Below are 26,783 nucleotides of genomic sequence, written 5' to 3' on the forward strand. Positions count from 1 at the left end.
GACGTGTCACTGCACGACGGGCGTCCACCGCACATCCTGCACTCACCGCACCTCGGGCGCCAGGCCCGCACTGCACTCATCACATCCGGGCCCCTGGGCCCGCACCCACGGACGCTCCCGCGCGTCCGTGATCTCAAGGAGGAGATCCATGTACAACACGAGGCGTTTCGGCCAGTTCCTCGGTTTCGCAGCAGTCGGCGCACTCGCGCTCGGCCTCGCCGGCTGCTCCGGCGGCTCGGACACGGCCGCCGGCGGCGGCGGCGACGACGTCACCACCATCGGCTTCGTGGCCGTCGGCCCCGAGGGCGCGTGGCGTCAGGCGAACGAGACCAACATCGAGGAGACGTTCACCGCCGACGCGGGCTACGACCTCAAGTACGCCCCCGCCACCAACGGCGACCAGAAGTCGCAGATCGACTCCTTCACGTCCTTCGTGGACGAGGGCGTCGACATCATCCTGCTGTCTGCCACCGAGGGCTCCGGCTGGGAGGACTCGCTCGAGCGCGCTCAGGAGGCCGAGATCCCGGTCATCCTGATCGACCGCGGTATCGAGCCGGACGACACCGACCTCTACGTCACCCGCATCGCGCCGGACAACATCGCGGTCAGCACCTCGGTCGCCGACTGGGCGAAGTCGAGCTTCCCCGACGGCGCGAAGTACTTCACCCTCGAGGGCCCCGCGGGCGTCTCGGTCGTCAACGAGCGCAACGAGGGCTGGGACGAGGTCATCGGCGCCGACTCCGCCTTCACCAAGGTCGGCGCGCAGACCGCCAACTGGTCGACCGAGGAGGCCAAGAGCGTCTTCGAGACCGTCCTGAAGTCGAACAACAACGACGTCCAGATGGTCTTCGCCCAGAACGACGAGATGGGTCTCGGCGCGGTCCAGGCCGTCCAGGAGGCCGGCCTCACCCCGGGCGTCGACGTCAAGATCGCCACGATCGACGGCACCAAGAACGCCCTGCAGGCCCTGGCCGACGGTGAGCTCAGCTTCGTCGCCGAGTACAACCCGCTCTTCGGCGAGACCGCCCTCGACGCCGTCGAGAAGACCCTCGCCGGCGAGACCGTCGAGTCCTCGATCGTCGTCCCGAGCGAGACCTTCGACTCGCCCGAGGCCGCGGCGACCGCCCTGCCCGACCGCAAGTTCTAGGAAGCACCGCTCAGCAGCACCACCCCTCCATCGGAGCGACCGGGGCCCCACCGCGGGTCCCGGTCGCTCCCACCTCCGGCGCAGAGCAGCGCCACTCGAGAACGGAACGACGCGACATGGCGGATTCGCCTCCGATCGTCGAGATGAAGAACATCTCGATCAGCTTCCCCGGCGTCAAAGCCCTCGACGGTGTCGACTTCCGCCTGTTCCCGGGCGAGGTCCACACCCTCATGGGCGAGAACGGCGCCGGCAAGTCCACCCTCATCAAGGCGCTGACCGGCGTCTACAAGATCGACAGCGGCGAGATCGTCGTCGGAGGGACGCCCCGGCGCCTCGCCGGCACCGCCGATGCGCAGGCGGCCGGCATCTCGACCGTCTACCAGGAGGTCAATCTCTGCACCAACCTCAGCATCGGCGAGAACGTCATGCTGGGCTACGAGGTGCGCGGCCCCTTCGGCATCAACTGGCGGGCGACCCACGACGCCGCCAAGCGCGCCCTCGAGCGCCTCGGCCTCGGCCACCTCGACCCGCGCCGCCCGCTCGCCTCGCTCTCGATCGCGATGCAGCAGCTGGTCGCGATCAGCCGCTCCACCGTCAGCGACTCGCGCGTGCTCATCCTCGACGAGCCGACCTCGAGCCTGGACGCGAACGAGGTCGAGAACCTCTTCGTCGTCATCCGACGCCTCCGCGAGGAGGGCGTCGCGATCCTGTTCGTCTCGCACTTCCTGGACCAGGTCTACGCGATCAGCGACCGCCTCACCGTGCTGCGCAACGGCACCTACGTGGGCGAGTACCTCACCCACGAGCTGGACCGCACCTCGCTCATCTCCAAGATGATCGGCAAGGACATCGCGGCGCTGCGCTCCCTCGACTCCGAGCGCGCGGACAGCGACCACCTCTACCGCGAGGCCCCGCTCTACTCGGCCAAGGGCCTCTCCAAGAAGGGCTCGATCGAGGCGACCGACCTCACGCTGCACCGCGGTGAGGTCGTCGGCTTCGCCGGTCTCCTCGGCTCCGGCCGCACCGAGCTCGCCCGCCTGATCTACGGCGTCGACAAGCCCGACACCGGCGAGATCACGCTGCACGGCAAGAAGGTCGACGTCCCGACGCCGACCGCCGGACTCGCGCACAAGATCGCCTTCTCGAGCGAGAACCGCCGCGACGAGGGCATCATCCGCGACCTCTCGGTCCGGGAGAACCTGATCCTCGCCGTCCAGGCGAAGCGCGGCTGGGCCCGTCCCCTCTCCAAGAAGGAGAAGGACGAGATCGTCGCCAAGTACCTGGTCGAGCTCAACGTGCGCCCGGCCGACCCGGACCGCCCGATCAGCAAGCTCTCCGGCGGCAACCAGCAGAAGGTGCTCCTCGGGCGCTGGCTGGCCACCGCCCCGGAGATCCTCATCCTCGACGAGCCGACCCGCGGCATCGACGTCGGAGCCAAGGCCGAGATCCAGGAGAAGGTCGTCGCCCTGGCCGGCGAGGGCGTCGCCGTGGTCTTCATCTCGTCCGAGCTCGACGAGGTCGTCCGCCTCAGCGACCGCATCATCGTCCTCAAGGACCACCGCGTGATCGCGGAGATCCTCAACGGACCCGCTGTCACTGCGGAGTCGATCGTCACTACCATCGCCGCAGAGGGAGTCGTCGACGAGGACGTCGTCGTTCTCGAAGGCGCCACGCAGGAGGCCGCATCATGAGCAGCGACACGCGACCGGACCGGGGCTCGCTCCTCGCGAGCCTGATCCGCCGTCAGTACTTCTGGGGAGCGGTGGCCATCGTGCTGCTGCTGCTCGTCAACGTCGTCAAGGACCCGAGCTACCTCGGCGTCAGCGTCAGCCCGACCACGGGCTACCTCGTCGGCAACGTCATCGACATCGCCCGCGCCGCCGCCCCGATCCTGATGATCGCGGTCGGCATGTGCCTCGTCGTCGCGACCGGCGGCATCGACCTCTCGGTCGGCTCGATCATGGTCGTCGCCGGCGCCGTCTCGATGGAGTTCCTCAACGCCCAGGGCGCGCCGGACTCGCTCGGCGCCGCCGCCGCCGCCTTCGCCCTCGCGCTGCTGGTCGCCGGAGTGCTGGGTGCCGTGAACGGCATCCTGGTCTCGGTGGTGGGGCTCCAGCCCTTCATCAGCACGCTCGTCGTGATGCTCGCCGGCCGCGGCCTGGCGAAGGTCATCACGGGCGGCCAGAACACCGCCGCGACGAACGAGCCGTTCCGCTGGCTCGCCAACGGCTACGTCTTCGGGCTCCCCGTCGTCTTCCTGCTCGCCATCGCGATCGTCGTGGTCGTCGGAGTCCTGGTGCGCCGCAGCGCGCTCGGCCTGATGATCGAGGCCATCGGCATGGACCCGAAGGCGGCCCGCCTCGCCGGCATCAACCGCCGCGGCCTGCTGATGACCGCCTACATCGGCTCCGGCGTGCTCGCCGGCGTCGCGGGCGTCTTCGCCACCGCGAGCGTGATGACGGTCGACGTCTCGCGCACCGGCTACCAGCTCGAGCTCGACGCGATCCTCGCGGTCGTCGTCGGCGGCACGTCCCTCGCGGGCGGCAAGTTCAACATCACCGGAGCGGCCGTCGGAGCGGTCCTGATCGCCACCCTCGACAAGACGGTCGTCTTCCTCGGCGTCTCGTCCTCGGCGACGCCCGCCTTCAAGGCGATCGTCATCGTCGCCTTGTGCCTGCTGCAGTCGGAGCGGGTCCGCTCCGCCTTCAAGAACCGTCGCGAGGCGCGCCGCAGCGTCCCGCAGAAAGAGGCGATCCCCGCATGAGCGCCGTGCTGACCCGACCCGCCCCGCCGGCGAAGTCGAACCGCTCCTCCGCCACCTCGTGGCTCAGCCAGCACCTCGACAAGCTGCCGACCCTCGCCGCCCTGGTGATCTTCCTGGGCATGATCGTCTACGGCGAGGTCGCCTACGGGCGCATCCTGCAGGCGAGCACGATCTCGAACCTGCTGATCAACAACGCGCACCTGATCATCCTCGCCGTCGGCCTCACCTTCGTGATCCTCACCGGCGGCATCGACCTCTCGGTCGGCGCGGTGATCGCCTTCACCAGCGTCAGCGGCGTGCTGCTGATCAACAGCGGCTGGAACCCCTGGCTCGTGATGCTGCTGATGGTGCTGATCGGCTCCGCGTTCGGCCTGATCTCCGGCGTGCTGATCCAGTACTTCAACGTCCAGCCGTTCATCGCGACCCTCGCGATGATGTTCCTGGCCCGCGGCCTCGCCTCGATGCTGAGCACGGTCCCGGAGCGCCTCCCCGAGGACTCGGCCGTGCTGTCGCTCGCGACGCCGATCAAGCTGATCGACGGACCGAAGGTCAACGACTTCGTGATCAGCCCCGGCGTGATCATCGCCGTGATCGTCGTCGCCGCCGCGTTCTTCGTGCTGCACCGCACCCGGCTCGGCCGGACGGTCTACGCGATGGGCGGCTCCGAGCCGTCGGCCGCGCTGATGGGCCTGCCCGTCGTCCGGACCAAGCTGCTCATCTACGTGATCAGCGGCACCCTCGCGGGTCTCGCCGGCGTGGTCTACACCGCCCGCCTCGGCAGCGCGCAGAACATCACCGGCACCGGCTGGGAGCTCGACGCCATCGCGGCGACCGTCATCGGCGGCACGCTGCTCACCGGCGGCGTCGGCTTCGTCCTCGGCTCGGTGATCGGCGCCCTGGTCCTCGGCCTGATGAACGTCCTGATCACCCGCGACGGCGGCATCCCGCCCGAGGCGACCACCATCATCACCGGCGGCATCCTGCTCGTCTTCGTGCTCCTGCAGCGCGCGGTGATGGCCCGCAACCGGACCTGACGCCGGGCCGCAGCGCCACTCGATCCGTCACGAACGGTCGCCTCGGAACTCTGGGGGCGACCGTTCTCGACGTCTCGGCGCGGCCGATCCGAGGCGTGGAAATCCCCTCCGGATACCCGTCGCGTTGACGTGAACATCGTGTTACCGTGAACATTACCGGTGCGTGCCGGACCCTTTCCCTTCAGCAATGGTGCCGAACAAGGAGTTAGTGCGATGAAGCCCTTTCTGCGACCGGTCGTCCTCGTGACGGCGCTCGCACTCACCGTCCCCCTGCTGACGGCGCAGTCCGCCGCAGCCGCACCGGCAGACGATCTCGTCCTCCGCTACGCGCTCGACGCGACCAGCGGCACGACCGCCGTCGACAGCTCCGGCAAGGGCCGCGACGGCACCCTGTCCGGCGGCGCGGTCGCGACCGGCGCCGGCGGAGTGACGCTCGACGGCGTCGACGACTTCGTGAAGCTGCCGAACGACGTGCTCGCCGGCCTCTCCTCGATCACCGTCAGCACGGAGGTCCTGGTGAAGCCCTCCCAGGGCACCCCCTACTTCATCTGGGGCCTCGGCAACACGACGAACAGCGCCGGCAACGGCTACCTGTACACGACGGGCAACAGCTACAAGGCCTCGATCGCCACCGGCAACTGGACCACCGAGCAGACCGTGAACTCGGGCGCCGACCTCGCCCGCGGGGTCTGGAAGACGCTCACCTACACGCTCGACGACGCCTCCGACACCGCGCGGCTCTACCTCGACGGCACCCAGGTCGCGCAGCAGACCGGCGTGACGATCACCCCCGGCGCGATCGGCGGCGGGAGCACCACCGCGAACGCGATCGGCCGCTCGGTCTACACCGGCGACAAGTTCCTGGCCGGCTCGGTGCGCGACTTCCGCATCTACAGCAGCGCGCTCAGCGCCGCCGACGTCGCGACCCTCCAGGCGAGTGACGCCACCCGCACCACCCGCGACGCCGCCGCGCTGACCCTCGGCGACCTCTCCGCCGTCACCGCGAACCTGACCCTGCCGACCACCGGGCCCAACGGCTCCGCGATCGCCTGGTCCTCCAGCAACGCCGCCGTCGTCTCCTCGAGCGGAGTCGTCACCCGGCCCGCCACGGGCAGCGCCCAGGCCGTGCTCACCGCGACCGTCACCCGCGGCTCCGCGACGCAGACCCGCACCTTCACCGCGACCGTGCCCGCGCAGGACGCGAACGCCGACGCGCAGAAGGCGCTCGACGCGCTGAGCATCGTCAACGCCGGCGACGTCCGCGGCAACGTGACGCTGCCCGCGAAGGCCGGCTCCTACGACGTGACCTGGGCCTCCTCGAACGCCGCCGTCGTCAGCACCACCGGCGTCGTGAAGCGCCAGGCCGCGTCCACCGCCGTCACCCTCACCGCGACGATCGTCGGCACCACCGCCACCCGGCAGCTCCCGGTCACCGTGACCGCCGCGCCCGCGGACCTCGACACCGCGTACGACGCCGGCTACCTCTGGACCCACTTCGCGTCGACCGACTACGAGAAGATCTACTTCGGCTCCAGCACCGACGGCCTGCACTGGTCGAAGCTCAACAACGACAAGGCCGTGCTCGCCAACCTCGCCGGCACGCTGGGCGTCCGCGACCCGCACCTCGTCCGCTCCCCCACGGGTGACGAGTACTGGATCCTCGGCACCGACCTGCACGCCGAGGGCACCGCCGGCGGCGGCTCCTGGGACCAGGTGAACGCCAGTCAGAAGCTCGTCGTCTGGCGCTCCACCGACCTCGTGAACTGGGGTCAGCAGAACCTCGTCTTCGCCGGCGCGCCCAAAGCGGGCAACGTCTGGGCGCCCGAGGCGATCTGGGACGAGGCGACCGGTCAGTACTACGTCTACTGGTCCGGCCGCGACAAGACGCAGGTGAACACGGACGACTGGGCGCTGCGCGTCTACGTCTCCACCACCCGCGACTTCCAGAGCTTCTCCACCCCGAAGGTCTGGCTCGACGAGAACTCGTCGACGAACAACGCCGACGGCCCGAACATCATCGACACCACCATCGCCGTCGAGAACGGCGTGTACTACCGCTTCTCCACCTCCGACTGGCGCACGGTCGTCGACAAGGCGAGCAGCCTCGCCGGCCCGTGGACCCGCGTGATCGCCCGCGGCGAGGAGACGTCCCGCGGCCTCTCCGACCACCTCGAGGGCCTCACCGTCTACCAGCTGCCCGACGGCCGCTGGGTCGTGATGGGCGACTCCTTCGGCTACTCCGCCTACGTCACCGACACCCTCGCGGACATGCGGTTCACCGCCCTGCCCGTCGGCACCACCGGAGCGAACACGTACTCGTTCTCGAAGCCCTTCCGCCACGGCTCCGTGCTGCGGCTCTCCAGCGCCGAGGAGGCGCGCCTGACCGCGGCCTACGGCGGCATGACCACCGGCCCGACCCCGAAGCCGGTGAACGCGAAGGGCGAGATCCTCCGCTACTCGTTCGACGGCGGCTCCGGCACCACGGTGCAGGACGTCTCGGGCAATGGCCAGAACGGGACGATCGTCTCGGGCGGCGCCTGGCAGACCGGCTCGGTGAAGCTCGACGGCACCGACGACTACATCGAGCTGCCCGACAACCTGCTCGCGGGCGTCACCGACGTCACCGTGCAGACCGAGGTCTGGATCGACTCCGCGCAGAGCGGCGCCTACTTCCTCTACGGCCTCGGCAACACCACGAACGGTGCGGGCGACGGCTACCTCTTCACCTCCGGCAACAACTACCGCACCAGCCTCGCCACCGGGAACTACACCACCGAGCAGACCGTCTCCTCCGGCTCGGCCGTGCCGCGCGGCCAGTGGGTTCAGCTGACCTACACGCTCTCCGGCACCACCGCGACGCTCTACCTCGACGGCGTCCGCGTCGGCGGCGGCACCGTCACGGCCGACCCGAAGGACATCGGCGGCGGCACGACGACGGCCAACTCCATCGGCCGCTCGAACTACGACGCCGACAATCGCTTCCGCGGCCAGGTCCGCGAGTTCGCCCTCTACAACCGGGCCCTGAGCTCGGCCGAGGTGCTCGCCTCCTCCGGCAACACCACCGTGCTGGCCGACGTGACGCTCACCGGCGACGTGCTGAAGACCGCACCGATCGTCGACCAGGCGACCCGCACCGTCACCCTCCCGGTGAAGCCCGGCACGGACCGCTCGAAGCTGACCGCCACCTACTCGACCGCCGCGGGCGTCACTGCGAGCCCCGCCTCCGGCACCGTCCGCGACCTGCGCACCCCGCAGACCGTCGTGCTGACCCCGGCCGGCGGCGGAGCGACCACCACCTGGACGCTCAAGGCCGTCGAGATGAAGAGCCCCGTCCTCCCGGGCCTCTACGCCGACCCGAACATCGCGGTCTTCGGCGACACCTACTACCTCTACGCGACCTCGGACGGCTTCCCCGGCTGGGGCGGCAAGACCTTCTACGCCTGGTCGTCGAAGAACCTCGTCGACTGGACCCGCTCCGCGCAGCCGATCCTGACCCTGGACGGCGCGAACGGGAACGTCCCGTGGGCGACCGGCAACGCCTGGGCGCCGACGATCATCGAGAAGGGCGGGAAGTACTACTTCTACTTCTCCGGCCACAACGCCGCGCTGGACCGCAAGACGATCGGCGTCGCCGTCGCGTCGAGCCCGATGGGCCCGTTCACCGCGCAGCCCTCCGCCATGATCACCAACGGCGAGTCCGTGAAGTCCGGCCAGGCCATCGACCCGGCCGCGTTCACCGACCCGGCCACCGGCAAGAGCTACCTCTTCTGGGGCAACGGCGCACCCGTGTACGCCGAGCTCTCGGACGACATGCTCTCCGTCAAGGCCGGCACCATCAAGACGATCTCGGGTCTCACGGACTTCCGCGAGGGCGCGTTCATGAACTACCGCAACGGGCTCTACCACCTGACCTACTCGATCGACGACACCGGCTCCGAGAACTACAAGGTCGGCTACGCGACCTCGACGAGCATCGACGGACCGTGGACCTACCGCGGCGTGATCCTGGAGAAGGACCCCTCGCAGGGCATCCTCGCCACCGGCCACAGCTCGATCATCAACGTCCCCGGCACCGACGACTGGTACATCGCCTACCACCGCTTCGCCATCCCCGGCGGAGACGGCCAGCACCGCGAGACCACCATCGACAAGGTGACCTTCGACCCCGCGACCGGCCTGATGCAGAAGGTCGTCCCGACCCTCACCAGCGTCAGCCCGCAGACGGTGCCGACGGCGGCCCCCGCCATCACGGCGACCGCCACCGCCTCGACCCGCTGCGTGCAGGGCAAGGTCGTCCTCTCCGTCGTCGCGACGAACCCGAACGCCTTCCCGGTGAAGATGGTCGTCACCTCGACCTCGGGCTCCAAGACGTTCGAGGAGGTGGCCGCCGGCAAGTCCGTCACCCACTCCTTCACGACCCGCACCGCCGCGCTGCCCGCCGGCTCCGCGACCGCCACGGCCACCGCGTTCGTCGCGGGCAAGCCCGCCACCGCGACGGCCACCGCGCCGTACGCGGCGGCGAGCTGCGGCTGACGCGCTCGCGCCTCCCTCCACCACCCGATACCACTGACCCCACACCACTGAACCGGACGGCGACGCTGCCGTCTCGAGAACGGAGAACACCCTGATGCAGAACAACACCCTTACGGCCCGATCCCTCCTCACCCGTGGCGCCGCCGGCATCGCCGGAGGCCTGCTCCTGCTCGGCGTCGCCGGGACCGCGTTCGCCGATGAGCAGCAGGGCGCCGACGACGTCGACGTCAACGTGCAGATCGCGCCGCTCACCACGCCCGGCTCGCTCTCGATGACCGTCGCGAGCGACTCCACCGCGCTGACCGAGAACGGCTCCACCAGCGTGGTCCGCCAGTTCACCGGCACCCTCCCCACGGTCACCGTCACCGACACCCGCGACGCCGCCGACATCCCCGCCGGTGCCGGCTGGTACGTCCTCGGCACCGCGAGCGACTTCACCTCGTCCACCGGCGACACGATCGGCGCGGAGAACCTGGGCTGGGCGCCGAACCTGATCGACGGCGGCGACTCGGGCCTGGTCGCGGAGGGCGACGTCGTCGACACCGCCATCGACGGCGGCCCGGACGGAGTCGGCCTCGTCGACCAGGAGCTGCTCGCCATCACCAACGACTCCGCCGGAGTGGCGGAGGAGGGCTCCTGGACCGCGAACGCGGCCCTGACCCTGAAGACCCCCACCACCGTCGACGCGGGCGACTACAGCTCCACCCTCACCCTCTCCCTCTTCGAGTGAGCCTGCGCATGCCGGTCGAGTAGCCGCCGCGGGCGGCGTATCGAGACCCACCCCGCTCAGCCCGGTGGAACTCGATATGCCCGCTCCGCGGGCTACTCGATCAGCATGCAGAGTGCCCGCTCCGCTGCCTCCTCGCTCCGCAGGCAGAGGGCCCGCGTCTGCCCCACCCCGTGAGAACCTGGACCTCCCATGACCTCCGCGCTCCGCACCCTTCTCGCCGTCCTCGTCGGCGCGCTCGCGCTCTCCGCCGCTCCCCCGGCCCTCGCCGCCGCGACCGACCAGATCACCTGGGCGGTCAGCCCCGCGACCGACGGCGCCGTCGACAAGCGCTCCTGGGTCGAGCTCGACCTCGACCCCGGCGCCACCGCCGAGGAGCAGGCCGCGGTCCGCAACCTCAGCGACCAGACCGTCACCTTCCGCATCGACGCGGCCGACGGCTACTTCACCGACAAGGGCCGCTTCAACATGCTCCCCTCCGACCAGGAGTCCGTCGACGCCGGCACCTGGATCACCGCCCCCGAGACCGTCACCGTCGAGCCCGGCGGCACCGGCATCGTCCCCTTCACCGTCACCGTCCCCGACGACGCCGAGCCCGGCGACCACGCCGCCGGCCTCGCCGCCTCCCTCGTCTCCGTCGGCACCGACGTCGGCGGCTCCTTCGTCGGCGTCGAGAGCCGCATCGGCTTCCGCGTGATGACCCGCGTCACCGGCGACGTCGCCCCCGCCGTCGCCGTCGAGAACCTCACCGGCGACTACCGCCTCTCCTGGAACCCCTTCCAGCCCGGCTCGCTCACCGTCACCGCCGACATCGTCAACACCGGCAACGTCCGCCTCCTCCTCGACGGCAGCGCCAGCAGCCAGGGCGCCACCGCCCCGCTCGTCGCCGCCGACGCCGCCCAGCAGGAGCTCCTCCCCGGCGACCGCCGCGCCGTCACCCTCCCGCTCGACGACGTCTGGCCCCTCTTCGCCGTCGGCACCGACCTCACCGTCGCCCCGACCGTCGTCACCCCCGACGGCCTCGACCCCGTCGACATCGCGCCGCTCACCGAATCGACCACCACCGCGGCCGTCCCGCTGCCCCAGCTCGCCGTCCTGCTCGGCCTCGCGCTGATCCTCGCCGCGCTCCTCGCCGGCCGCACCCGCTCCCGCCGCCGCGTCGCCGCCCTCGTCGAGCAGGCCAAGGAGGAGGGCCGCCGCGAGGCCGCCCACCAGCCCTCCTGACCCTCGCTCCCCTCCGCGAGATGCCACTTGTGCACGCTTTCCACGGCGTGTCGCGTGCACAAGTGGCATCTCGCGGGGAGGGGCCTACTGGTAGGTGATCAGGTCGGGGAGGGGGGCGACCTGGGCCATCGTCTCGGCGGGGGTCAGCATCGGCAGGTCCTCGTCGTAGAAGTTCTTCCAGCCCCAGGCGATGCCCTCGGGGGCGCCCTCGTGCAGGGCGTTCCAGGTGGCCTGCTTGTCGGGCTGGCCGCCCTGGCCGTCGACGTGGATGAGGAACTCGAGCTCGGGGCGGTCGCGGCGGATGCTGTCGCGGTCCTGCAGCATCGACAGCCGGAACTGGTGCAGCACGAACATCTTCGGCGGGAGGCCCTCGCGCTGCACGAGGTCGGCGAGCCAGCTCGACACGCTGTCGACCTCGGCGGCCTCGACGCGGCCGATCTGCGCGAGCGGCACCTCGTCGGGCGCGAGCCGCCACTCCGGATCGAGCGCGAGGCCGACGTTCGGCAGGCGCAGCAGCTCCTCGTAGGCCTGCGCCTGGCTGAGGAAGTCGGAGCGGCCCGGCTGCAGATCGAGCACGACGTACATCCCCGCCGCGGCGGCCGCGTCGATGTAGGGGCGGATGCCCGCGGGGTCGAGCTCGTTGGAGTAGTCGCCGTCGCCGCCCGCGCTGCCCGCCGCGACCGTGGTGATGATCTCGAGGCTCGGCACGACCTGCAGATCGGTGAGCGAGCGGTACGGCTCCGCCACCGCCTCCGCCCGTGCGATCGTCGCGTCGAGGCCCTGCTCGCCGAGCACACCGAGGACGGGGGCTCCGGGCGTGCCGTAGATCGCGACGTAGAGGTGCCCGCCGAAGAGGCGCTGCCCGCCGCCGGGCAGCTGCCAGCCGCTCGCCGCGGCGCGCACCGACCACTCCGGCAGCGACTGCGCGGCGAGCGCGGGGCCGAGCAGCAGGGTGCAGGCGGCGGCACCACCTCGGACGGCGCTGTCGGCGATCGCGGTGACGGCCGGTCCTGAGGCGAGCAGGTCGGTCACGGAGTCGTCGACGAGGGTCACCGGGACGCCGGCCGCGCGCGCGTTCGCGACGGCCGCGATGTCGGCGGCCTGGGCGAGGGCGGTCACCCCGGCGAGCGGTTCGGCCCGCGCGGGCAGCGCGCCGAACGGCGGCTCCGCGGGAGCGCCGGGCGCGAGGGCGACGAGGGCCGCGACGTCGAGCTCGCCCACCGCCACTCCGGTCGCCTCCTCGATCGCGGCGGCCTCGGCGGCGGCGGACACGGTCTCGACACCCGCGTGCTCCGCGACGGAGCCGACGGCGAGGATCCTGGAGGTGCCGAGGCGGGCGAGCTCCGCGTCGATCGGCGAGTCGGACGGCGAGGCCGAGGCCGTCGCGGTCGACGCCGATCCAGCGGACTCCACCAGCAGCGGCACGCCCCAGGCGATGCTCACCTGCGCGGCGAGCAGCACAGAGGCGGGCACGTCCTCCACCACGACGACGAGCGGCGCCGCGGTGAACAGCAGCGCGCTCGCACTCGCGGCGTCGGCGGCGAGCGCCACCGGACCGGCGGGCGCGACGGCCTGCGTGCGCGGCGCCTCCTGCGGCTCGGAGTCCGAGGGGGACGCGGAGTCGAAGGTGCAGGCGCTCAGCAGCGGCAGGACGGCGAGGCCGCCGAGCACGACGCCGCGGCGGGTGAGGCCGCGGCGGGTCAGCCGATCGACGGCGGGGAAGTCGGGGATCTCGGGGGGCATGCGCGGACCTCTCCTCTCGGAGCCGGCGGGCTCACTGGTGCGCGGTGGGTCTCGCTCCAGTGTCGCAGGCGATCAGCGCCGCCCCCTCGTCGACCCGGTCAGACCGTGCGCGGCGCCTTGGCCAGGTTCGCCTCGAGCTCCTCGCGGTTCTGCCGCACCACGTAGGCGGGGCGGTCGCGCTCGACGCGCCACGACTCGCTCAGCGGCGTGATCGCGACGGTGTCGAAGCCGAGGCGGTCGTAGAGGTCGGTGACGAAGTGCACGGCCTCGGGGTAGTCGCTCGACGTGGCGAGCGCGCGGCGGTCCTCGGTGCCGGCCGGGGTACCGTCGGTCGTGATGTCTGCGGCCATGATGTGGTTGAACGCCTTGACGACCTTCGACTCCGGGAGGTGCTTCTGCAGCATCTCGCTCGTGGTCGTCTCGCCCTTGTCGAGCGCTTCGATGCGGCCGTCGCGCTCGAAGTAGTAGTTGTTCGTGTCGAGGACGATCTTGCCGGCGAGCGGCGCGACCGGCACCTCCTCGAGGTTCTTCAGCGGCACGGTCACGACCGCGATCTCCGCGGCCTCCGCCGCCTCCTGCGCCGTGGCGGCGCGCGCCTTCGGGCCGAGCTCCGCGATGAGGTCGGCGAGGGTCTCGGGACCGCGCGAGTTGGCGATCACGACCTCGTCGCCCTGGGCGAGGACCGCGCGTGCGACCTGGCTGCCGATGTTGCCTGCTCCGATGATTCCGTAAGTGGTCATGGGGACGACAACGCCCGTCGACGGGAGGAATTCCGCCGCGCGGCTCTCTCCCACGCCGCGTCCAGGCTCCCCCGGGGCGCGCCGCCGCGATAGGTTCGAGCGTCCGCTGACGAACGACCCCGGAGACCGCGATGCCGCAGTTCGACCTCCCGCTCGAGCTCCTCGAGCAGTACCAGCCCGATCTGCCGGAGCCCGAGGGCTTCGCGGATTTCTGGCGCGAGACCATCGCCGAGGCCCGCGGCTTCGCGACCGAGCCCGTCTTCGAGCCGGTCGACGCCGGCTTCCCGCTCCTGGAGACGTTCGACGTCACCTTCTCCGGATTCGGCGGCCACCCGATCCGCGGCTGGCTGATCCTCCCCCGCGGCGTCGAGGGCCCGCTCCCCGCGCTGGTCACCTACATCGGCTACGGCGGCGGCCGCGGCCTGGTCGACGAGTGGACCGCGATGAGCGCCGCCGGCTACGCGCACCTGGTGATGGACACCCGCGGCCAGGGCTCCGGCCACCGCGGCGGCGACACCCCCGACCCCGTCGGCAGCGGCCCGCACGTCAGCGGCTTCATGACCCAGGGCATCGAGTCGCCCGCGGACCACTTCTACCGCCGCGTCTTCACCGACGCGGTCCGCGCGCTCGACGTGCTGCGCGCGCACCCCGCGGTCGACCCCGCCCGCGTCGCGATCTCGGGCGGCAGCCAGGGCGGCGGCATCTGCCTCGCCGTCGCCGGTGTCCTGGGCCTGCTCGGCGAGTCGGAGTCGGCGCGCGCCGCGATCATCGACGTGCCGTTCCTCAGCCACATCGGCCACGCCGTGCGGATCGTGGAGACCATGCCCTACGGCGAGGTCGTGCGCTACCTGCGCACCCACCGCGGCTCGGAGTCGTTCGTCTTCGACACGCTGTCCTACTTCGACGGCACCTCGTTCGCCCCGCACGCCGAAGTCCCGGCGATGTTCTCCGTCGCCCTGCTCGACGAGATCTGCCCGCCCTCCACCGTCTACGCCTCCTACAACCGCTACGCCGGCCCGCGCGAGATCCGGGTCTACCCGTTCAACGGCCACGAGGGCGGCGAGGTGTTCCAGATCCGCGAGCACGTGCGCTTCCTGGCCCGCGAGCTGGCGTAGAGGGCGAGCAGTTCGACCGGCTCAGCCCGACTGCGCGTCGAGCATCGCCGTGCCGATGCGGTCCTCCAGGTCGGCCAGCTCGTCGAGGACGTCGACGGCCACCCAGGCCTGGTCCCGCTTGCGGTCGGTCAGCGCCGTCAGCACACCGGCGGCGACGAGCTGCCCGATCGCCGCGCCGACGCTCGAGGGCGCCCGTCCGGTCAGCTCGATCGCGCGGGCGGTCGTGACGATCGGGTGGTCGAGGAGCCCGTCGAGGAGGAGCGCCGCCGCGCTCCCCGCGCGCGGCCGGACGGCGGCCCGCCACGCGGCCGGGAGCGCCTCGAGGACGGCGGCCGTCCGGGCCGATTCGGGAGCCGCGACCGCGCAGGCCCGCGCGAGCTCGTCGACGAAGGGCGCGAGCGCGCCGTCGCGGCAGTCGTTCACCAGCTCGAAGTAGCGCTCGCGATCCGCGACCAGCGCCGACGCCACGGGGACGACCGTGGTCCTCGTGAGTCCCCGACGGCGGAGGATCGCGGTGATCAGCGCGCGGCCGATGCGCCCGTTCCCGTCGGTGAAGGGGTGGATCGACTCGACCTGCGCGTGCGCGATCGCGGCCTGCACGATCGGGTCGAGGTCGCTCCGATTCGAGAACCGGACCAGGTCGGCCATCAGCGCCGGGACCGTCTCGGGCGGCGGGGGGACGTGCACCGCGCCCCGCGGGGAGTGGTCGCTGCCGCCGATCCAGTTCTGCATCGGCCGGTAGGCCCCGGCGTACCGCGCGTCCACCGGGTCGTCGGCCATCAGGACCCGGTGCGCCGTGAGGATCGCGGCCTCGTCGATCAGGCCGGTCCGGCCGGCGGCATCGACCATGCCCGTCATCGCGTCGGCCGCGGCCACCATCGACGTCGCACTGGAGTTCGCCCGGATGCCGATCGTGGCGCGAGCGCAGTCCTCCAGGCTCGCGTCCTCGTCTTCGATCTTGGAGGAGGAGACCGCCTCGGTCCGGAGGAGGAGCCGGCCGAGCACGCCGAGCCGGTTCCCGTACTCGGCGTCCAGGGCGACGACCGCGTGCCGCGCGTCGTCGAGCGCCGGCCGGGAAGCGGGCGGCGGCTCCCAGGACGACTCCGCGATGAGCGGCGGCAACGCGACCACGACCTCGCTGACCATCCGGTCCGCGCGCGTGCCGGTGCGCACCGACTGCCGCCAAGGGCGCGTCTCGTACCGGTGCGCCGGCCACTCGGACGTCATCGGGCTCCCTTCGACACCCCGAATCAGCGGGTGCGCTGTTTCGGGTTGACCCTACAACCCGAATCAGTGTCGGCACTGTTTCGGGTTGTGGATGCAGTCCGACGGCCATCGCTTTGTGACGTCGTGCGACGACAGCGGTGCCGATTCCCGGCCGCACTGGGCACGATCGAGGGATGACTCGCCAGATCCGCTTCAACGCCTTCGACATGAACTGCGTCGCCCACCAGAGCTCGGGCATGTGGCGCCACCCGCAGGACCAGTCCTGGCGCTACAAGGACCTCTCCTACTGGACCGATCTGGCGAAGCTGCTCGAGCGGGGCACCTTCGACGGCATCTTCATCGCCGACGTGCTCGGCACCTACGACGTCTACGGCGGCTCGAACGAGGCCGCGATCCGGCACGGCGCGCAGGTCCCGGTGAACGACCCGATCCTGCTCGTCTCGGCGATGGCCGCGGCGACCGAGCACCTCGGCTTCGGCATCACGGCCGGCACCGCCTACGAGCACCCGTACCCGTTCGCGCGGCGCATGTCGACGCTCGACCATCTGACCAAGGGCCGCGTCGGCTGGAACGTCGTCACCGGCTACTTGCCCAGCGCCGCGCGCAACATGGGCCACGAGGACCAGCTCGAGCACGACGACCGCTACGACGTCGCCGACGAGTACCTCGAGGTCCTCTACAAGCTGTGGGAGGGGTCGTGGGAGGACGACGCCGTGATCCGCGACCGCGAGTCCGGCGTGTTCACCGACCCGGCGAAGGTGCACGAGATCGGCCACCGCGGCAAGAACTTCACGGTGCCCGGCATCCACCTCTCCGAGCCGTCGCTGCAGCGCACGCCCGTCATCTACCAGGCGGGCGCCTCGCCGCGCGGGATCCGCTTCGCGGCGGGCAACGCGGAGGCGATCTTCGTCGCGTCCTCGACCAAGGCGGGACTGAAGGCCACCGTCTCGCGGATCCGCGACGCGCTCGAGGCGGCCGGCCGCGACCGCTACTCCGCGAAGATCTACACGCTGCTGACGATCATCACCGACGAGACCAGTGAGAAGGCGCACGCGAAGCACCGCGACTACCTCTCCTACGCGAGCGAGGAGGGCGCGCTGGTCTTCATGTCGGGCTGGATGGGCATCGACCTGTCGCAGTACGACCTCGACGAGCCGATCGGCAACGTGAAGAGCAACGCGATCCAGTCGACCGTCGCCAACTTCCAGGAGGCGAACGAGGACGGCAGCGAGTGGAAGGTCCGCGACATCGCCAAGCTCGGCGCGATCGGCGGGCTCGGGCCGTTCGTCGTCGGCTCGCCCTCCGAGGTGGCCGACCACCTGCAGGAGTGGGTCGAGGACACCGACGTCGACGGCTTCAACCTCGCCTACGCGATCACCCCGGGCACCTTCGAGGACGTCGTCGAGTTCATCGTGCCGGAGCTGCGCCGCCGCGGCGCCTACCCCGACGAGTACGTCGAGGGCAGCCTCCGCCAGAAGCTGCACGGCCGCGGCGACCGCCTGCCCGAGGAGCACCTCGGCGCCGGCTTCCGCTACCGCGCGGACGCCTGACGCGGGGTCTCGATACGCCCCACCGCACGCAGAAGCACCCCGCCGCAGTGCGCGACGGGGTGCTTCTGTGCGTGGGCGAGGAGCGTCAGCCCTCGAAGGTGGCGTCGAGCGTGATCTCGACTCCGGTGAGCGCCTTGCTGACGGGGCAGGTGTTCTTGGCGTCCTCGGCGGCCTTGAGGAACGCGGCCTCGTCGATGCCGGAGACCTCGCCGCTGACGACGAGGGCGATCTTGGTCAGCTTGAAGCCGCCGGCCGAGTCCGGGCCGAGCGAGACGTCGGCGCGGACGTCGAGGGCCTCGACGGTGCCGCCGGCCTGGCCGAGGACGGCGGAGAACTGCATGGCGTAGCAGGCGGAGTGCGCGGCGCCGAGGAGCTCCTCGGGGCTGGTCGAGCCGTTGGCGTCGTCGGCCGCGCGCTTGGGGAACGAGACGTCGTAGGTGCCGAGCTTCGAGCTCGAGAGCTCGACCTGGCCCTCGCCGGTCTCGAGCGAGCCGTTCCAGGCGGTGCGTGCAGAACGAGTGGGCATGGTTCCTCCTTCGGGACGGGGAGCGCCTGCCGTACCGGCGCTCTCCCTGGGGTCCCGAGCCTAGGGGAACGATCGTTCTCCTGCAATGCACTGGCGCAGGACGTCGGCTGTGCGTGCGCTCAGTGCAGCAGCTTCAGCCCGATCACGCAGCCGACGATCCCGAGGACCAGCAGCGTGCGGACGAGCGAGAAGCCCTCGCCGCCGAAGAGCATGCCGTAGAGCACGGTCAGCGAGGCGCCGATGCCGACCCAGACGGCGTATGCCGTGCCGGTGGGCAGGTCGCGCATCGCGTAGGCCAGCCCGGACAGGCTGGCGACGACGCCGACTCCGAAGACCACGGCCGGCCAGAGGCGGGTGAACCCCTCCGACTTGCCGAGGGCGGTGGCCCACACGGCCTCGAGGACACCGGAGACGATCAGGACGATCCAGGACACGACGACTCACTCCTTCGAGTCAGTCTTGTCGTGCTGCCGGGTACTGCTCCCTCGTCCGGATCGCCGTCATCGGCTCCCGCCAGCCTGCCACCGGGCCCTGGGCAGGCCCTGGGCAGCGCGGGCCGCACCGTGTCAGGCGTCCGTGCGGGCGCGCCTGCGGCGGGTGATCAGGTGCAGCAGCACGCCGACGACGAGCAGGGCCCCCGCGGAGAGCCAGACCGTCGGCTCCTGCTGGCTGAGCAGGAGGACGCAGGAGGCGACGCCCAGCACCGGGATCGCGGTCCAGACCCGGAAGTGCTCGTGCTCGACGCGGTCGCGCCGCAGGACCAGGACCGACACGTTCGTGCTGATGAACACCAGCAGCAGGAGCAGCACCACGGTCTCCGCGAGGGTCGCGAGATCGCCGACGAGGGTCAGCAGCGCGGCGGCGACGGTCGTGACGGCGATGGCGACCCACGGCGTCCGCCGCTTCGGCAGCACCCGGCCGAGGACGCCCGGCAGCAGCCCCTCCTTCGCCATGCCGTAGGTGACGCGGCTGGCCATGATCATCGTCAGCAGCGCGCCGTTGGCCACCGCGATCAGCGCGATGACGCTGAACAGCCAGGCCGGGACCCCGGCGCCGCTCGCGGTCACGACGTCGAGCAGCGGGGCGGAGGAGCCGGCCAGGTCGTCGGCGGGGACGGCGATCGAGCTGGCCAGGCCGACCAGCAGGTACACGCCGCCGGCGGTGATCAGCGCGCCGAAGAGCGCGCGCGGGTAGATCCGGCTCGGGTCGCGCAGCTCCTCGGCGATGTTGGCCGAGGTCTCGAAGCCGACGAAGGAGTAGTAGGCGATGATCGCCGCGCCGAGCACGGCCAGCACGGGCGCCTGCTCGGAGCTCAGCTCGACGGTGCGGCCGAGGTCGCCGCCACCGGCCGCGAGCATCAGCGCGACGCAGACGATGACGATCAGCAGGCCGCCGACCTCGATCACGGTCATCACCGTGTTGCTGAGCAGCGACTCCGCCACCCCGCGGGCGTTGAGGCAGGCCACGAGCACGAGGAAGACGATCGCCGTGGGCACGGTCGGCACGTCGAGGAAGGTGCCGAGGTAGTCGCCCGCGAAGGCGAGCGAGAGGCCCGCGGCGCTGGTGACTCCGGCCGCGAGCATCGCGAAGCCGACGAGGAACGAGACGATCGGGCGGCGGAAGGCCCGCTGGGCGAAGACGGCCGCGCCGCCGGCCTTCGGGTACTTGGTGACCAGCTCGGCGTAGGAGCCCGCGGTCAGCAGCGCCAGGCCGAGGGCGACCAGCAGCGGCAGCCAGACCGCGCCGCCGACCTCCGCCGACAGGGTGCCCATCAGCGCGTAGATCCCGGCGCCGAGGACGTCGCCGAGGATGAAGAAGTAGAGCAGAGGCCCGGTGATGCGGCGCCGGAGCGACGTGCCCTGCTCGTCGGTGGTCGTCACGCGAGCACCCGGTGGCCGCCGCCGCGCTGCCGCGCCATCTCGGCGCCGAGGCGCTCGGCCTCCTCGCGGGAGTCGTGGCGGGTGAGCGGGACGGCGGCGCCCGCGATGCGGTTGTGCCAGCCGGCGTCGTCGGCGTAGGTCTCGATGGCGGCGACACGGTCGCCGGTGGTCCTGCTGGTGTGCGCACTCAACGGCGCCTCCGTCTCTCCCCGCCTCTCGGAGAGACCGGGCCCACCAGACAACCCCGCGCGGCGCCGTCGGCCACAGGGGGTTGACGGCTCCGCGGACCGCCGAGGAGGACCGGAGAGGAGGGCTCAGCCGGCGACGGTGGCGGCCGGATCGAGGTGGTCGGCCAGCGCGTCGATCGCCTGGTCCCAGCCGTCGTAGAACGAGTCGTCGCCCTTCTCGCCGTCCACACCGGCCAGCTCGAAGGTCAGCCGGGTCAGCTCGCCGGCCGAGCGGATCGACACGGTCGCGACGGGCGCGTCCGCGTCGCCGGGCTCGCCCCAGGTGAAGACGAGCTTCTCGGGAGCCGTGACCTCGCGGTAGACACCGCCGGTCGGGTAGGTCTCCTCACTCGCGGTCGAGACCATCGTGTAGGCGTAGCGGCCGCCGACCTTCAGGTCCACCTCGACGGCGTCCCGCGGCGTGGTCAGCCCGCGCGGGTGCCACCACTGGGCGATCTCGTCGGGTTCGGTCCACGCGCTCCAGATCTCCTGGGGCGTCGCGTCGAACAGCCGGGTGAGGGTGAAGCCCTGAGCGTCGTCGGTCATGGTGGTGCTCCTTGCTGAGCGTCGGAAGGGGTGCGCGCGAGCGTACTCCGGGGGCCTCCGAGGCTCCTCCACTCGGTTCCCCGCGCGCAACCCGGACCGTGCTGGTCGAGCAGCGTGCGGCCGCCCGGGTCAGCTGCCGAGGCGGCCCGTCAGGCGGCGGTGGAAGCCGCTGCTGCGCTCGTCGAGGCCCTCGATCGTGACGGTGGCGCCGTGGTCGCGGTACTTCGTCTCGATGGAGTCGAGGGCGGCGACGGTGGAGGCGTCCCAGATCTGGGCGCGGCCGAGGTCGATGACGACGGCGGACGGGTCGTCGGAGTAGGCGAAGCGGTCGACGAGGTCGTTGCTGCTGCCGAAGAAGAGCGGGCCGGTCACGGTGTAGCGGACGGACGCGCCGTCGTCGGCGACCGCGCGCTCGACCGCGATGACGTGGGCGACGCGACGGGCGAAGAGGATCATCGCGAGGATCACTCCGACGAGCACGCCGAGCGCGAGGTTGTCGGTCGCGACGACGACCACGACGGTGACGACCATCACGAGCGTCTCGGGCACGGGCATCCGGCGCAGGGTCGAGGGGCGGAGGCTGTGCCAGTCGACCGTGCTGATCGCGACGATCATCATCACCGCGGCGAGCGCCACCATCGGGATGCGGCCCATCACCGAGCTGAGCCCGGTGACCAGCGCGAGCAGGAAGACGCCGGCGACGATCGTCGAGATCCTGGTGCGCGCGCCGCCGGTCTTCACGTTGAGCACGGTCTGGCCGATCATGGCGCAGCCGGCGATGCCGCCGTAGAAGCCGGCGAGCAGGTTCGAGACGCCGAGCGCCCAGGACTCGCGGCCCTTGTGCGAGGGGGTGCCGGTCATCTCGTCGACGAGCTTGGCGGTGAGCAGCGTCTCCATCAGGCCGACGAAGGCGACGCTGAGCGCGGTCGGCAGGATCAGCTGCAGCGTGGCGAGGTCCAGCGGCACGAGGAACGGCGTGATACCGGGCAGCTGGCCGGTCAGCGGTCCCTCGTCCGCGACGTCCGGGACGGCCAGGTTCGCGAGGACGACGACGGCCGTCACGACGACGATCGCGACGAGCGGGGCCGGCACCGCGGTGGTGAAGCGGGGCAGCACGAAGATGATCAGCAGGGTCGCGGCGAAGAGCGCGTAGGCGATCCACGGGACCCCGATGACGTGCGGCACCTGCGCGAGGAAGATCAGGATCCCGAGCGCATTGACGAAGCCGATCATCACGGAGCGCGGGATGAAGCGCATCAGCCGGGCGAGACCGGCGAAGCCGAAGACGATCTGGATGACCGCGGCGAGGATCACCGTCGGCAGCACGTACTCGACGCCGTGCTCGGAGACGAGCGGCGCGATCACCAGCGCGACGGAGCCGGCGGCCGCGGTGATCACGCCGGGGCGCCCGCCGAGGATCGACATGGTCAGCGCGAGGACGATCGAGGCGACGAGGCTGACCATCGGGTCCACTCCCGCGACGACCGAGAAGGAGATGACCTCGGGCACCAGCGCGAGCGTCGTCACCATGCCGGCGAGCACCTCGCGGGAGAGCTGGCGCGGCGAGCGGAGGGCGTCGAGGACGGTGATCGCGCGGTTCGCGACGGCGGGGCGGGGCCCGGGCAGGCTGGTGGGGCTGGTGGGGACGGACACGACGGTCTCCAGGGGCGGACGGGCTCGGCGGGAGCGGCGATCGGAAAGGGGAGGAGCGCGGCGTCGCGCGAGCCGGGCCCGCGCACGGGGAGAATGGTGCGGGACCCTCGACGGCAAACCTACCGCAACGTGAGGGTTGACCGGGACGGAGAGACGATGGCGGACGACCGCACGACCGAGCTGACGGCCGAGGAGGTCGAGGCGACCATGCGCATCGGCGAGCTCGCCGACCGGTCGTCACTGTCGCTGCGGACGATCCGGCACTACGACGAGGTCGGGCTGCTCCGGCCGAGCGGCCGCACCGAGGGCGGCTTCCGCCTCTACACCGAGCGCGACTTCGACCGACTGCTGCTCATCCGCCGGATGAAGCCGCTCGGCTACACGCTCGACGCGATGACCGAGCTGCTGCGCGTCGTCGACAGCCTCGAGAAGGCGGAGTCCCCGGAGGAGACCGCCGCGATCCGTGCTCAGCTGGCGGCATTCGAGGAGGAGGCGTCGCTCCGCCGCGCGAAGCTGCAGGACCAGCTGGCGATGGCCGACGAGTTCCTCGCCCTGCTCCGCGCGCGCTGAGGCGGCGAGCAGGGCGAGGCGATCGGCCGGGCCCGGCTACAGGATGAAGAGCATCTCCTGGTAGGTCGGCAGCGGCCACAGGTCGTCGGCGATGACGCTCTCGATCGTGTCGGCCGCCTCGCGGACCGCCGCCATCGCCGGGATCAGCGCGGCACGGGCGTGCTCCGCCTCGTCGAGGGCCGTGTGGCCCGGCTCCGCGGCGAGCGCGTCCTTCAGCCCGGCGAGCGCCGTGCGCAGGTCGGCGATCGGCGCGCCCACCTCGTGCAGCGGCGCGAGATCAGGCTCCACTCCCGCGGACTTCAGTGCGCCGACGTTCAGCGCGACCTCGGTCTGGTGCCGCACGGCGGCCGGCAGGATCGAGGTCGTGCCCATCTCGAGCGTCAACCGCGCCTCGACACCGACCGACAGTGCGTACTGCTCGAGGCCGATCTCGTAGCGGCTGTGCATCTCGCGGTGGTTGAAGACCTTGTACTTCTCGAAGAGCTCGAGGGCGGAGTCGGTGATCAGCTCGGGCAGGGCGTCGAGCGTCGTGCGCAGGTTCGCGAGGCCGCGCTTCTCGGCCTCGATCGGCCAGGCGTCCGCGTAGCCGTCGCCGTTGAAGACGACCGCGCCGTGCTCGGTGATGATCGCGGTCAGGAGGTCCTGCACCGCGGTGTCGAAGTCGGTGCCGGCGGCGACCGCCGTCTCGAGCTCGGTCGCGGCGAAGTCGAGCGACTCCGCCATGATCGTGGCGATCGTCACCATCGGGCCGGCGACCGACTGCATCGAGCCCGGCGCGCGGAACTCGAAGCGGTTGCCGGTGAAGGCGAACGGGCTGGTGCGATTGCGGTCGCCCGGATCGGTCGGGAGGATCGGCAGGGTGTCGACGCCGATCTGCATCGCGCCGCGCCCCTTCGACGAGGTCGCCGGGCCCTTCGCGAGCTGCTCGAAGACATCGGCGAGCTGGTCGCCGAGGAAGATCGAGATGATCGCGGGCGGGGCCTCGTTGGCGCCGAGGCGGTGGTCGTTCGAGGCGGAGGCGACGGAGGCGCGCAGCAGCCCGCCGTAGCGGTGCACCGCGCGGATCACCGCGGCGCAGAAGACCAGGAACTGCGCGTTCTCGTGCGGGGTGTCGCCGGGGACGAGGAGCGAGCCGAGCTCGCTGTTGCCGAGCGAGAAGTTGACGTGCTTGCCCGAGCCGTTGACGCCGAGGAAGGGCTTCTCATGGAAGAGGCACTCCATCCCGTGCTTCTTCGCGACCGACTTGAACGTGGTCATCAGGAGCTGCTGGTGGTCGGCGGCGATGTTGCCGCGCTCGAACATCGGCGCGATCTCGAACTGCCCCGGCGCGACCTCGTTGTGCCGGGTCTTCGCGGGGATGCCGAGCTTGAACAGCTCGCGCTCGGTGTCCATCATGAAGCCGAGCACGCGCTCCGGGATGGCGCCGAAGTAGTGGTCGTCGAACTCCTGGCCCTTGGGCGGCTTGGTGCCGAAGAGGGTGCGGCCGGCGTTCAGCAGGTCGGGGCGGGCGAGGAAGAAGTGCCGGTCGATCAGGAAGTACTCCTGCTCCGGTCCGCAGAACGAGACGACGGGCTTCGGCGCGACGTGCCCGAAGAGCTTCAGGATGCGGACGGCGTGCTCGCCCATCGCCTGCTGCGAGCGCAGCAGCGGCGTCTTGTGGTCGAGGGCCTCGCCGGTCATCGAGACGAAGACGGTCGGGATGCAGAGCGTGTTGCCGTTCGGGTTCTCGAGCACGTAGGCCGGGCTGGTGACGTCCCAGCCGGTGTAGCCGCGGGCCTCGAAGGTGTTGCGGAGCCCGCCGTTGGGGAAGCTCGAGGCGTCGGGCTCGCCCTGGACCAGGGTCTTGCCGGCGAACTCGGCCAGCGCGGAGCCGTCGCCGACCGGCTCGAAGAAGCTGTCGTGCTTCTCGGCGGTGAGGCCGGTGAGCGGGTAGAAGACGTGCGCGTAGTGGGTGGCGCCCTTCTCGAGGGCCCAGTCCTTCATCGCCGAGGCGACGGCGTCGGCGACCAGCGGGTCGAGCACGGCGCCGTGCTCGATGGTGGCCATGACCGACTTGAAGACCGACTTCGGCAGACGCTGCCGCATCACGATCGTGCTGAAGACGTTCGAGCCGAAGATCTCGCCCGGAGCCTCGGTCTGATCGAAGACGACCGCGGGCGGTACGTAGGCTTCGACGTCCTTGATCGCGTCGCGGCGGACCGTGTTCCCACTCATGTGTGCCCCGTTCAGCGTCGTCGTGCTCCGCGCCGACCGCGGAGACCGTGGCCAGGCTAGGGAGCGCAGATGCCGGGGCTGTTTCGGGGCGGTGACGTTCTCCCCCGGCCTGTCGCTCTCGCGCGTCTGCTTGCATGGGGGGATGAGCCTGCAGCGGACCGATGTGCTGATCGTCGGCGGCGGACCGGTCGGCGTGCTGCTGGGCGCGCTGCTCGCCCGCCGCGGGGTCGACGTGCAGGTCTGGGAGCGGCGGACCGCGGTGCCCGCCGGCTCGCGGGCGATCGGCATCCATCCGCCCTCGCTCGACGCGATGGCCGAGGTCGGCGCGACCGAGCGGATCCTCGCCGAGGGCGTCCGGGTCGCCGAGGGCGTCGCGATCAGCCGGCGCCGGGTTCTCGGGGCGCTGTCGTTCGCGCGGGCCTCGCGCACGCATCCGTACGTCGTCACCCTCGATCAGCACCGGACCGAGTCGATCCTGCGCGACCGGCTGAGCGCTGCGGCGCCCGGCGCACTGCGCTCGGGCGTGACGCTCATCGGGCTCGCCCGCGGGCGCGACCACGTCGATGCCACCGGGACCGCCGAGCACGGCGCTCCCGTGACGGTGCGCGCCGCCTTCGTCGTCGGCGCGGACGGGGCGCGCAGCGCGGTGCGCGAGCTGCTCGGGATCCGCAGCACGGGCCGCGACTACCCGGACTCCTACGTGATGGGCGACTTCGCCGATCCGGAGCCGGCCGCGCGGGCCTCGTCGGCGCTCGTCGACGTCGGGCCGGACGGCGTGATCGAGTCGTTCCCGCTGCCGGGCGGGCGGCGGCGCTATGTGGCGCTCGCGGGTGACGACCTTGTGGCGCCCGCGTGGCGGCCGGATGCGGCGCCCGATCCGGTCGCGGCCCTGGCGCTCAGCACCGTGGTGCGGGCGCGCACCGGCGCGGAGCCCGACCCGGCGACCTGCACGATGCTCAGCGGCTTCCAGGTGCGGCGACGCGCGGCGGAGCGGATCGGCGTGGGCAGGGTGGTGCTGATCGGGGACGCGGCGCACGAGATCAGCCCGATCGGCGGGCAGGGGATGAATCTGGGCTGGCTGGATGCCGCCGAACTGGCGCCGCTGCTCGCGGACGCCGTGCGCAGCGGTGCGGCCGGACCGTTCCCCGCCTTCGCGCGGCGGCGGACACGGGCGGCGCGGCGCGCGGCGCGGCAGGCCGAGCTGAACATGGCGGCGGGGCGGCCGACCGGCGGGGCGGGGCTGCTCGGCCGCGAGGGACTGCTGCGGGCGCTGCTGGCGCTGCCGACCTCGGACGTGCTGGCGCGGGTGTACTCGATGCGCTGGTCGTAGGGCCGCTGGTTGTGGGACCCGCCGAGGCGAGGG

General features: G+C 71.5%; 21 protein-coding genes and 1 riboswitch. Of the genes, 11 read left to right on the forward strand and 10 right to left on the reverse strand.

The window, feature by feature from the left end:
• Window positions 1-148: 148 nt before the first annotated feature.
• The 7 genes from HRK28_RS07670 (at window position 149) to HRK28_RS07700 (ending at window position 11,429) form a co-directional block, all read left to right on the forward strand.
• On the forward strand, window positions 149-1,147 hold the full coding sequence (locus tag HRK28_RS07670; RefSeq protein ID WP_160086789.1) for an ABC transporter substrate-binding protein: 999 nt from the start codon (window positions 149-151) through the stop codon (window positions 1,145-1,147).
• A 116-nt stretch (window positions 1,148-1,263) separates the two neighbouring features.
• On the forward strand, window positions 1,264-2,838 hold the full coding sequence (locus HRK28_RS07675) for a sugar ABC transporter ATP-binding protein (protein WP_173250894.1): 1,575 nt from the start codon (window positions 1,264-1,266) through the stop codon (window positions 2,836-2,838).
• A complete protein-coding gene (locus HRK28_RS07680) occupies window positions 2,835-3,911 on the forward strand; it encodes an ABC transporter permease (RefSeq protein ID WP_173250895.1) in 1,077 nt (358 codons plus the stop codon). Before HRK28_RS07675 ends, HRK28_RS07680 begins: the two co-directional genes overlap by 4 nt.
• Window positions 3,908-4,945, forward strand: coding sequence for a sugar ABC transporter permease (locus HRK28_RS07685; protein WP_173250896.1), 1,038 nt, complete (start codon window positions 3,908-3,910; stop codon window positions 4,943-4,945). The genes HRK28_RS07680 and HRK28_RS07685 overlap by 4 nt, the downstream gene beginning before the upstream one ends.
• A 213-nt stretch (window positions 4,946-5,158) precedes the next feature.
• Complete coding sequence (locus HRK28_RS07690; RefSeq protein ID WP_173250897.1) at window positions 5,159-9,478, forward strand: family 43 glycosylhydrolase; 4,320 nt, start codon at window positions 5,159-5,161, stop codon at window positions 9,476-9,478.
• Between the two features lie 94 nt (window positions 9,479-9,572).
• The gene (locus HRK28_RS07695; RefSeq protein WP_173250898.1) at window positions 9,573-10,208 is read left to right on the forward strand and encodes a hypothetical protein; all 636 of its coding nucleotides are present in this window, start codon (window positions 9,573-9,575) and stop codon (window positions 10,206-10,208) included.
• A gap of 189 nt (window positions 10,209-10,397) precedes the next feature.
• On the forward strand, window positions 10,398-11,429 hold the full coding sequence (locus HRK28_RS07700; RefSeq protein ID WP_173250899.1) for a DUF916 domain-containing protein: 1,032 nt from the start codon (window positions 10,398-10,400) through the stop codon (window positions 11,427-11,429).
• Window positions 11,430-11,513: 84 nt separating this feature from the next.
• Here the strand turns inward: HRK28_RS07700 and HRK28_RS07705 are convergent, their stop codons facing one another.
• Both HRK28_RS07705 and HRK28_RS07710 read right to left on the reverse strand, forming a co-directional pair.
• Entirely contained in the window at window positions 11,514-13,172 is a 1,659-nt protein-coding gene (locus tag HRK28_RS07705; protein ID WP_173250900.1) for a hypothetical protein, read from the reverse strand.
• A gap of 98 nt (window positions 13,173-13,270) precedes the next feature.
• Window positions 13,271-13,912, reverse strand: a complete 642-nt coding sequence (locus tag HRK28_RS07710; RefSeq protein WP_173250901.1) for an NADPH-dependent F420 reductase — start codon at window positions 13,910-13,912, stop codon at window positions 13,271-13,273.
• A 131-nt stretch (window positions 13,913-14,043) separates the two neighbouring features.
• On the opposite strand from HRK28_RS07710, the gene HRK28_RS07715 reads away from it, so the two are divergent.
• Window positions 14,044-15,027: an acetylxylan esterase gene (locus tag HRK28_RS07715; protein ID WP_173250902.1), complete on the forward strand. Its 984-nt coding sequence runs from the start codon at window positions 14,044-14,046 to the stop codon at window positions 15,025-15,027.
• Window positions 15,028-15,048: 21 nt separating this feature from the next.
• Here HRK28_RS07715 and HRK28_RS07720 read toward each other — a convergent pair whose 3' ends face one another.
• Window positions 15,049-16,254, reverse strand: coding sequence for a Fic family protein (locus HRK28_RS07720; RefSeq protein ID WP_173250903.1), 1,206 nt, complete (start codon window positions 16,252-16,254; stop codon window positions 15,049-15,051).
• Between the two features lie 173 nt (window positions 16,255-16,427).
• Between HRK28_RS07720 and HRK28_RS07725 the strand changes: the two genes are divergently transcribed.
• Window positions 16,428-17,804, forward strand: coding sequence for an LLM class flavin-dependent oxidoreductase (locus HRK28_RS07725; protein ID WP_160086769.1), 1,377 nt, complete (start codon window positions 16,428-16,430; stop codon window positions 17,802-17,804).
• Window positions 17,805-17,889: 85 nt separating this feature from the next.
• On the opposite strand, the gene HRK28_RS07730 is transcribed toward HRK28_RS07725, so the two are convergent.
• The 6 genes from HRK28_RS07730 to HRK28_RS07755 form a co-directional block, all read right to left on the reverse strand.
• Complete coding sequence (locus HRK28_RS07730) at window positions 17,890-18,330, reverse strand: OsmC family peroxiredoxin (RefSeq protein WP_123444486.1); 441 nt, start codon at window positions 18,328-18,330, stop codon at window positions 17,890-17,892.
• A 119-nt stretch (window positions 18,331-18,449) separates the two neighbouring features.
• Window positions 18,450-18,764 (reverse strand): multidrug efflux SMR transporter, encoded by a 315-nt coding sequence (locus tag HRK28_RS07735; RefSeq protein WP_173250904.1) that lies wholly within the window; start codon window positions 18,762-18,764, stop codon window positions 18,450-18,452.
• A gap of 13 nt (window positions 18,765-18,777) precedes the next feature.
• A riboswitch (guanidine-III (ykkC-III) riboswitch) is annotated at window positions 18,778-18,843 on the reverse strand.
• 53 nt (window positions 18,844-18,896) lie between these two features.
• On the reverse strand, window positions 18,897-20,210 hold the full coding sequence (locus HRK28_RS07740) for an APC family permease (RefSeq protein ID WP_173250905.1): 1,314 nt from the start codon (window positions 20,208-20,210) through the stop codon (window positions 18,897-18,899).
• On the reverse strand, window positions 20,207-20,401 hold the full coding sequence (locus tag HRK28_RS07745) for a DUF2188 domain-containing protein (RefSeq protein ID WP_160086763.1): 195 nt from the start codon (window positions 20,399-20,401) through the stop codon (window positions 20,207-20,209). The genes HRK28_RS07740 and HRK28_RS07745 overlap by 4 nt, the downstream gene beginning before the upstream one ends.
• 123 nt (window positions 20,402-20,524) lie before the next feature.
• Window positions 20,525-20,983 (reverse strand): SRPBCC domain-containing protein, encoded by a 459-nt coding sequence (locus HRK28_RS07750; RefSeq protein WP_173250906.1) that lies wholly within the window; start codon window positions 20,981-20,983, stop codon window positions 20,525-20,527.
• A 129-nt stretch (window positions 20,984-21,112) separates the two neighbouring features.
• Window positions 21,113-22,609 (reverse strand): SulP family inorganic anion transporter, encoded by a 1,497-nt coding sequence (locus tag HRK28_RS07755; protein WP_254304702.1) that lies wholly within the window; start codon window positions 22,607-22,609, stop codon window positions 21,113-21,115.
• 183 nt (window positions 22,610-22,792) lie between these two features.
• On the opposite strand from HRK28_RS07755, the gene HRK28_RS07760 reads away from it, so the two are divergent.
• On the forward strand, window positions 22,793-23,206 hold the full coding sequence (locus tag HRK28_RS07760; protein WP_173250907.1) for a MerR family transcriptional regulator: 414 nt from the start codon (window positions 22,793-22,795) through the stop codon (window positions 23,204-23,206).
• 36 nt (window positions 23,207-23,242) lie between these two features.
• On the opposite strand, the gene HRK28_RS07765 is transcribed toward HRK28_RS07760, so the two are convergent.
• Window positions 23,243-25,420 carry a glutamine synthetase III gene (locus HRK28_RS07765; RefSeq protein ID WP_173250908.1) on the reverse strand — a complete coding sequence of 726 codons (2,178 nt, stop codon included), beginning with the start codon at window positions 25,418-25,420 and terminating at the stop codon, window positions 23,243-23,245.
• Between the two features lie 142 nt (window positions 25,421-25,562).
• Between HRK28_RS07765 and HRK28_RS07770 the strand changes: the two genes are divergently transcribed.
• Window positions 25,563-26,750 carry an NAD(P)/FAD-dependent oxidoreductase gene (locus HRK28_RS07770; RefSeq protein WP_254304506.1) on the forward strand — a complete coding sequence of 396 codons (1,188 nt, stop codon included), beginning with the start codon at window positions 25,563-25,565 and terminating at the stop codon, window positions 26,748-26,750.
• Window positions 26,751-26,783: the final 33 nt, after the last annotated feature.

Source organism: Rathayibacter sp. VKM Ac-2835 (assembly GCF_013266705.1).
Lineage (GTDB): Bacteria > Actinomycetota > Actinomycetes > Actinomycetales > Microbacteriaceae > Rathayibacter.

Excerpts from the sequence above, each read along its gene's own strand:
- HRK28_RS07725 (WP_160086769.1), top strand. The coding sequence starts at position 16,428 with ATGACTCGCCAGATCCGCTTCAACGCCTTCGACATGAACTGCGTCGCC.
- HRK28_RS07670 (WP_160086789.1), top strand. The coding sequence starts at position 149 with ATGTACAACACGAGGCGTTTCGGCCAGTTCCTCGGTTTCGCAGCAGTC.
- HRK28_RS07730 (WP_123444486.1), bottom strand. The coding sequence starts at position 18,330 with ATGCCCACTCGTTCTGCACGCACCGCCTGGAACGGCTCGCTCGAGACC.
- HRK28_RS07760 (WP_173250907.1), top strand. The coding sequence starts at position 22,793 with ATGGCGGACGACCGCACGACCGAGCTGACGGCCGAGGAGGTCGAGGCG.
- HRK28_RS07695 (WP_173250898.1), top strand. The coding sequence starts at position 9,573 with ATGCAGAACAACACCCTTACGGCCCGATCCCTCCTCACCCGTGGCGCC.
- HRK28_RS07680 (WP_173250895.1), top strand. The coding sequence starts at position 2,835 with ATGAGCAGCGACACGCGACCGGACCGGGGCTCGCTCCTCGCGAGCCTG.
- HRK28_RS07715 (WP_173250902.1), top strand. The coding sequence starts at position 14,044 with ATGCCGCAGTTCGACCTCCCGCTCGAGCTCCTCGAGCAGTACCAGCCC.
- HRK28_RS07705 (WP_173250900.1), bottom strand. The coding sequence starts at position 13,172 with ATGCCCCCCGAGATCCCCGACTTCCCCGCCGTCGATCGGCTGACCCGC.
- HRK28_RS07700 (WP_173250899.1), top strand. The coding sequence starts at position 10,398 with ATGACCTCCGCGCTCCGCACCCTTCTCGCCGTCCTCGTCGGCGCGCTC.
- HRK28_RS07710 (WP_173250901.1), bottom strand. The coding sequence starts at position 13,912 with ATGACCACTTACGGAATCATCGGAGCAGGCAACATCGGCAGCCAGGTC.
- HRK28_RS07690 (WP_173250897.1), top strand. The coding sequence starts at position 5,159 with ATGAAGCCCTTTCTGCGACCGGTCGTCCTCGTGACGGCGCTCGCACTC.
- HRK28_RS07765 (WP_173250908.1), bottom strand. The coding sequence starts at position 25,420 with ATGAGTGGGAACACGGTCCGCCGCGACGCGATCAAGGACGTCGAAGCC.
- HRK28_RS07720 (WP_173250903.1), bottom strand. The coding sequence starts at position 16,254 with ATGACGTCCGAGTGGCCGGCGCACCGGTACGAGACGCGCCCTTGGCGG.
- HRK28_RS07750 (WP_173250906.1), bottom strand. The coding sequence starts at position 20,983 with ATGACCGACGACGCTCAGGGCTTCACCCTCACCCGGCTGTTCGACGCG.
- HRK28_RS07770 (WP_254304506.1), top strand. The coding sequence starts at position 25,563 with ATGAGCCTGCAGCGGACCGATGTGCTGATCGTCGGCGGCGGACCGGTC.
- HRK28_RS07685 (WP_173250896.1), top strand. The coding sequence starts at position 3,908 with ATGAGCGCCGTGCTGACCCGACCCGCCCCGCCGGCGAAGTCGAACCGC.
- HRK28_RS07675 (WP_173250894.1), top strand. The coding sequence starts at position 1,264 with ATGGCGGATTCGCCTCCGATCGTCGAGATGAAGAACATCTCGATCAGC.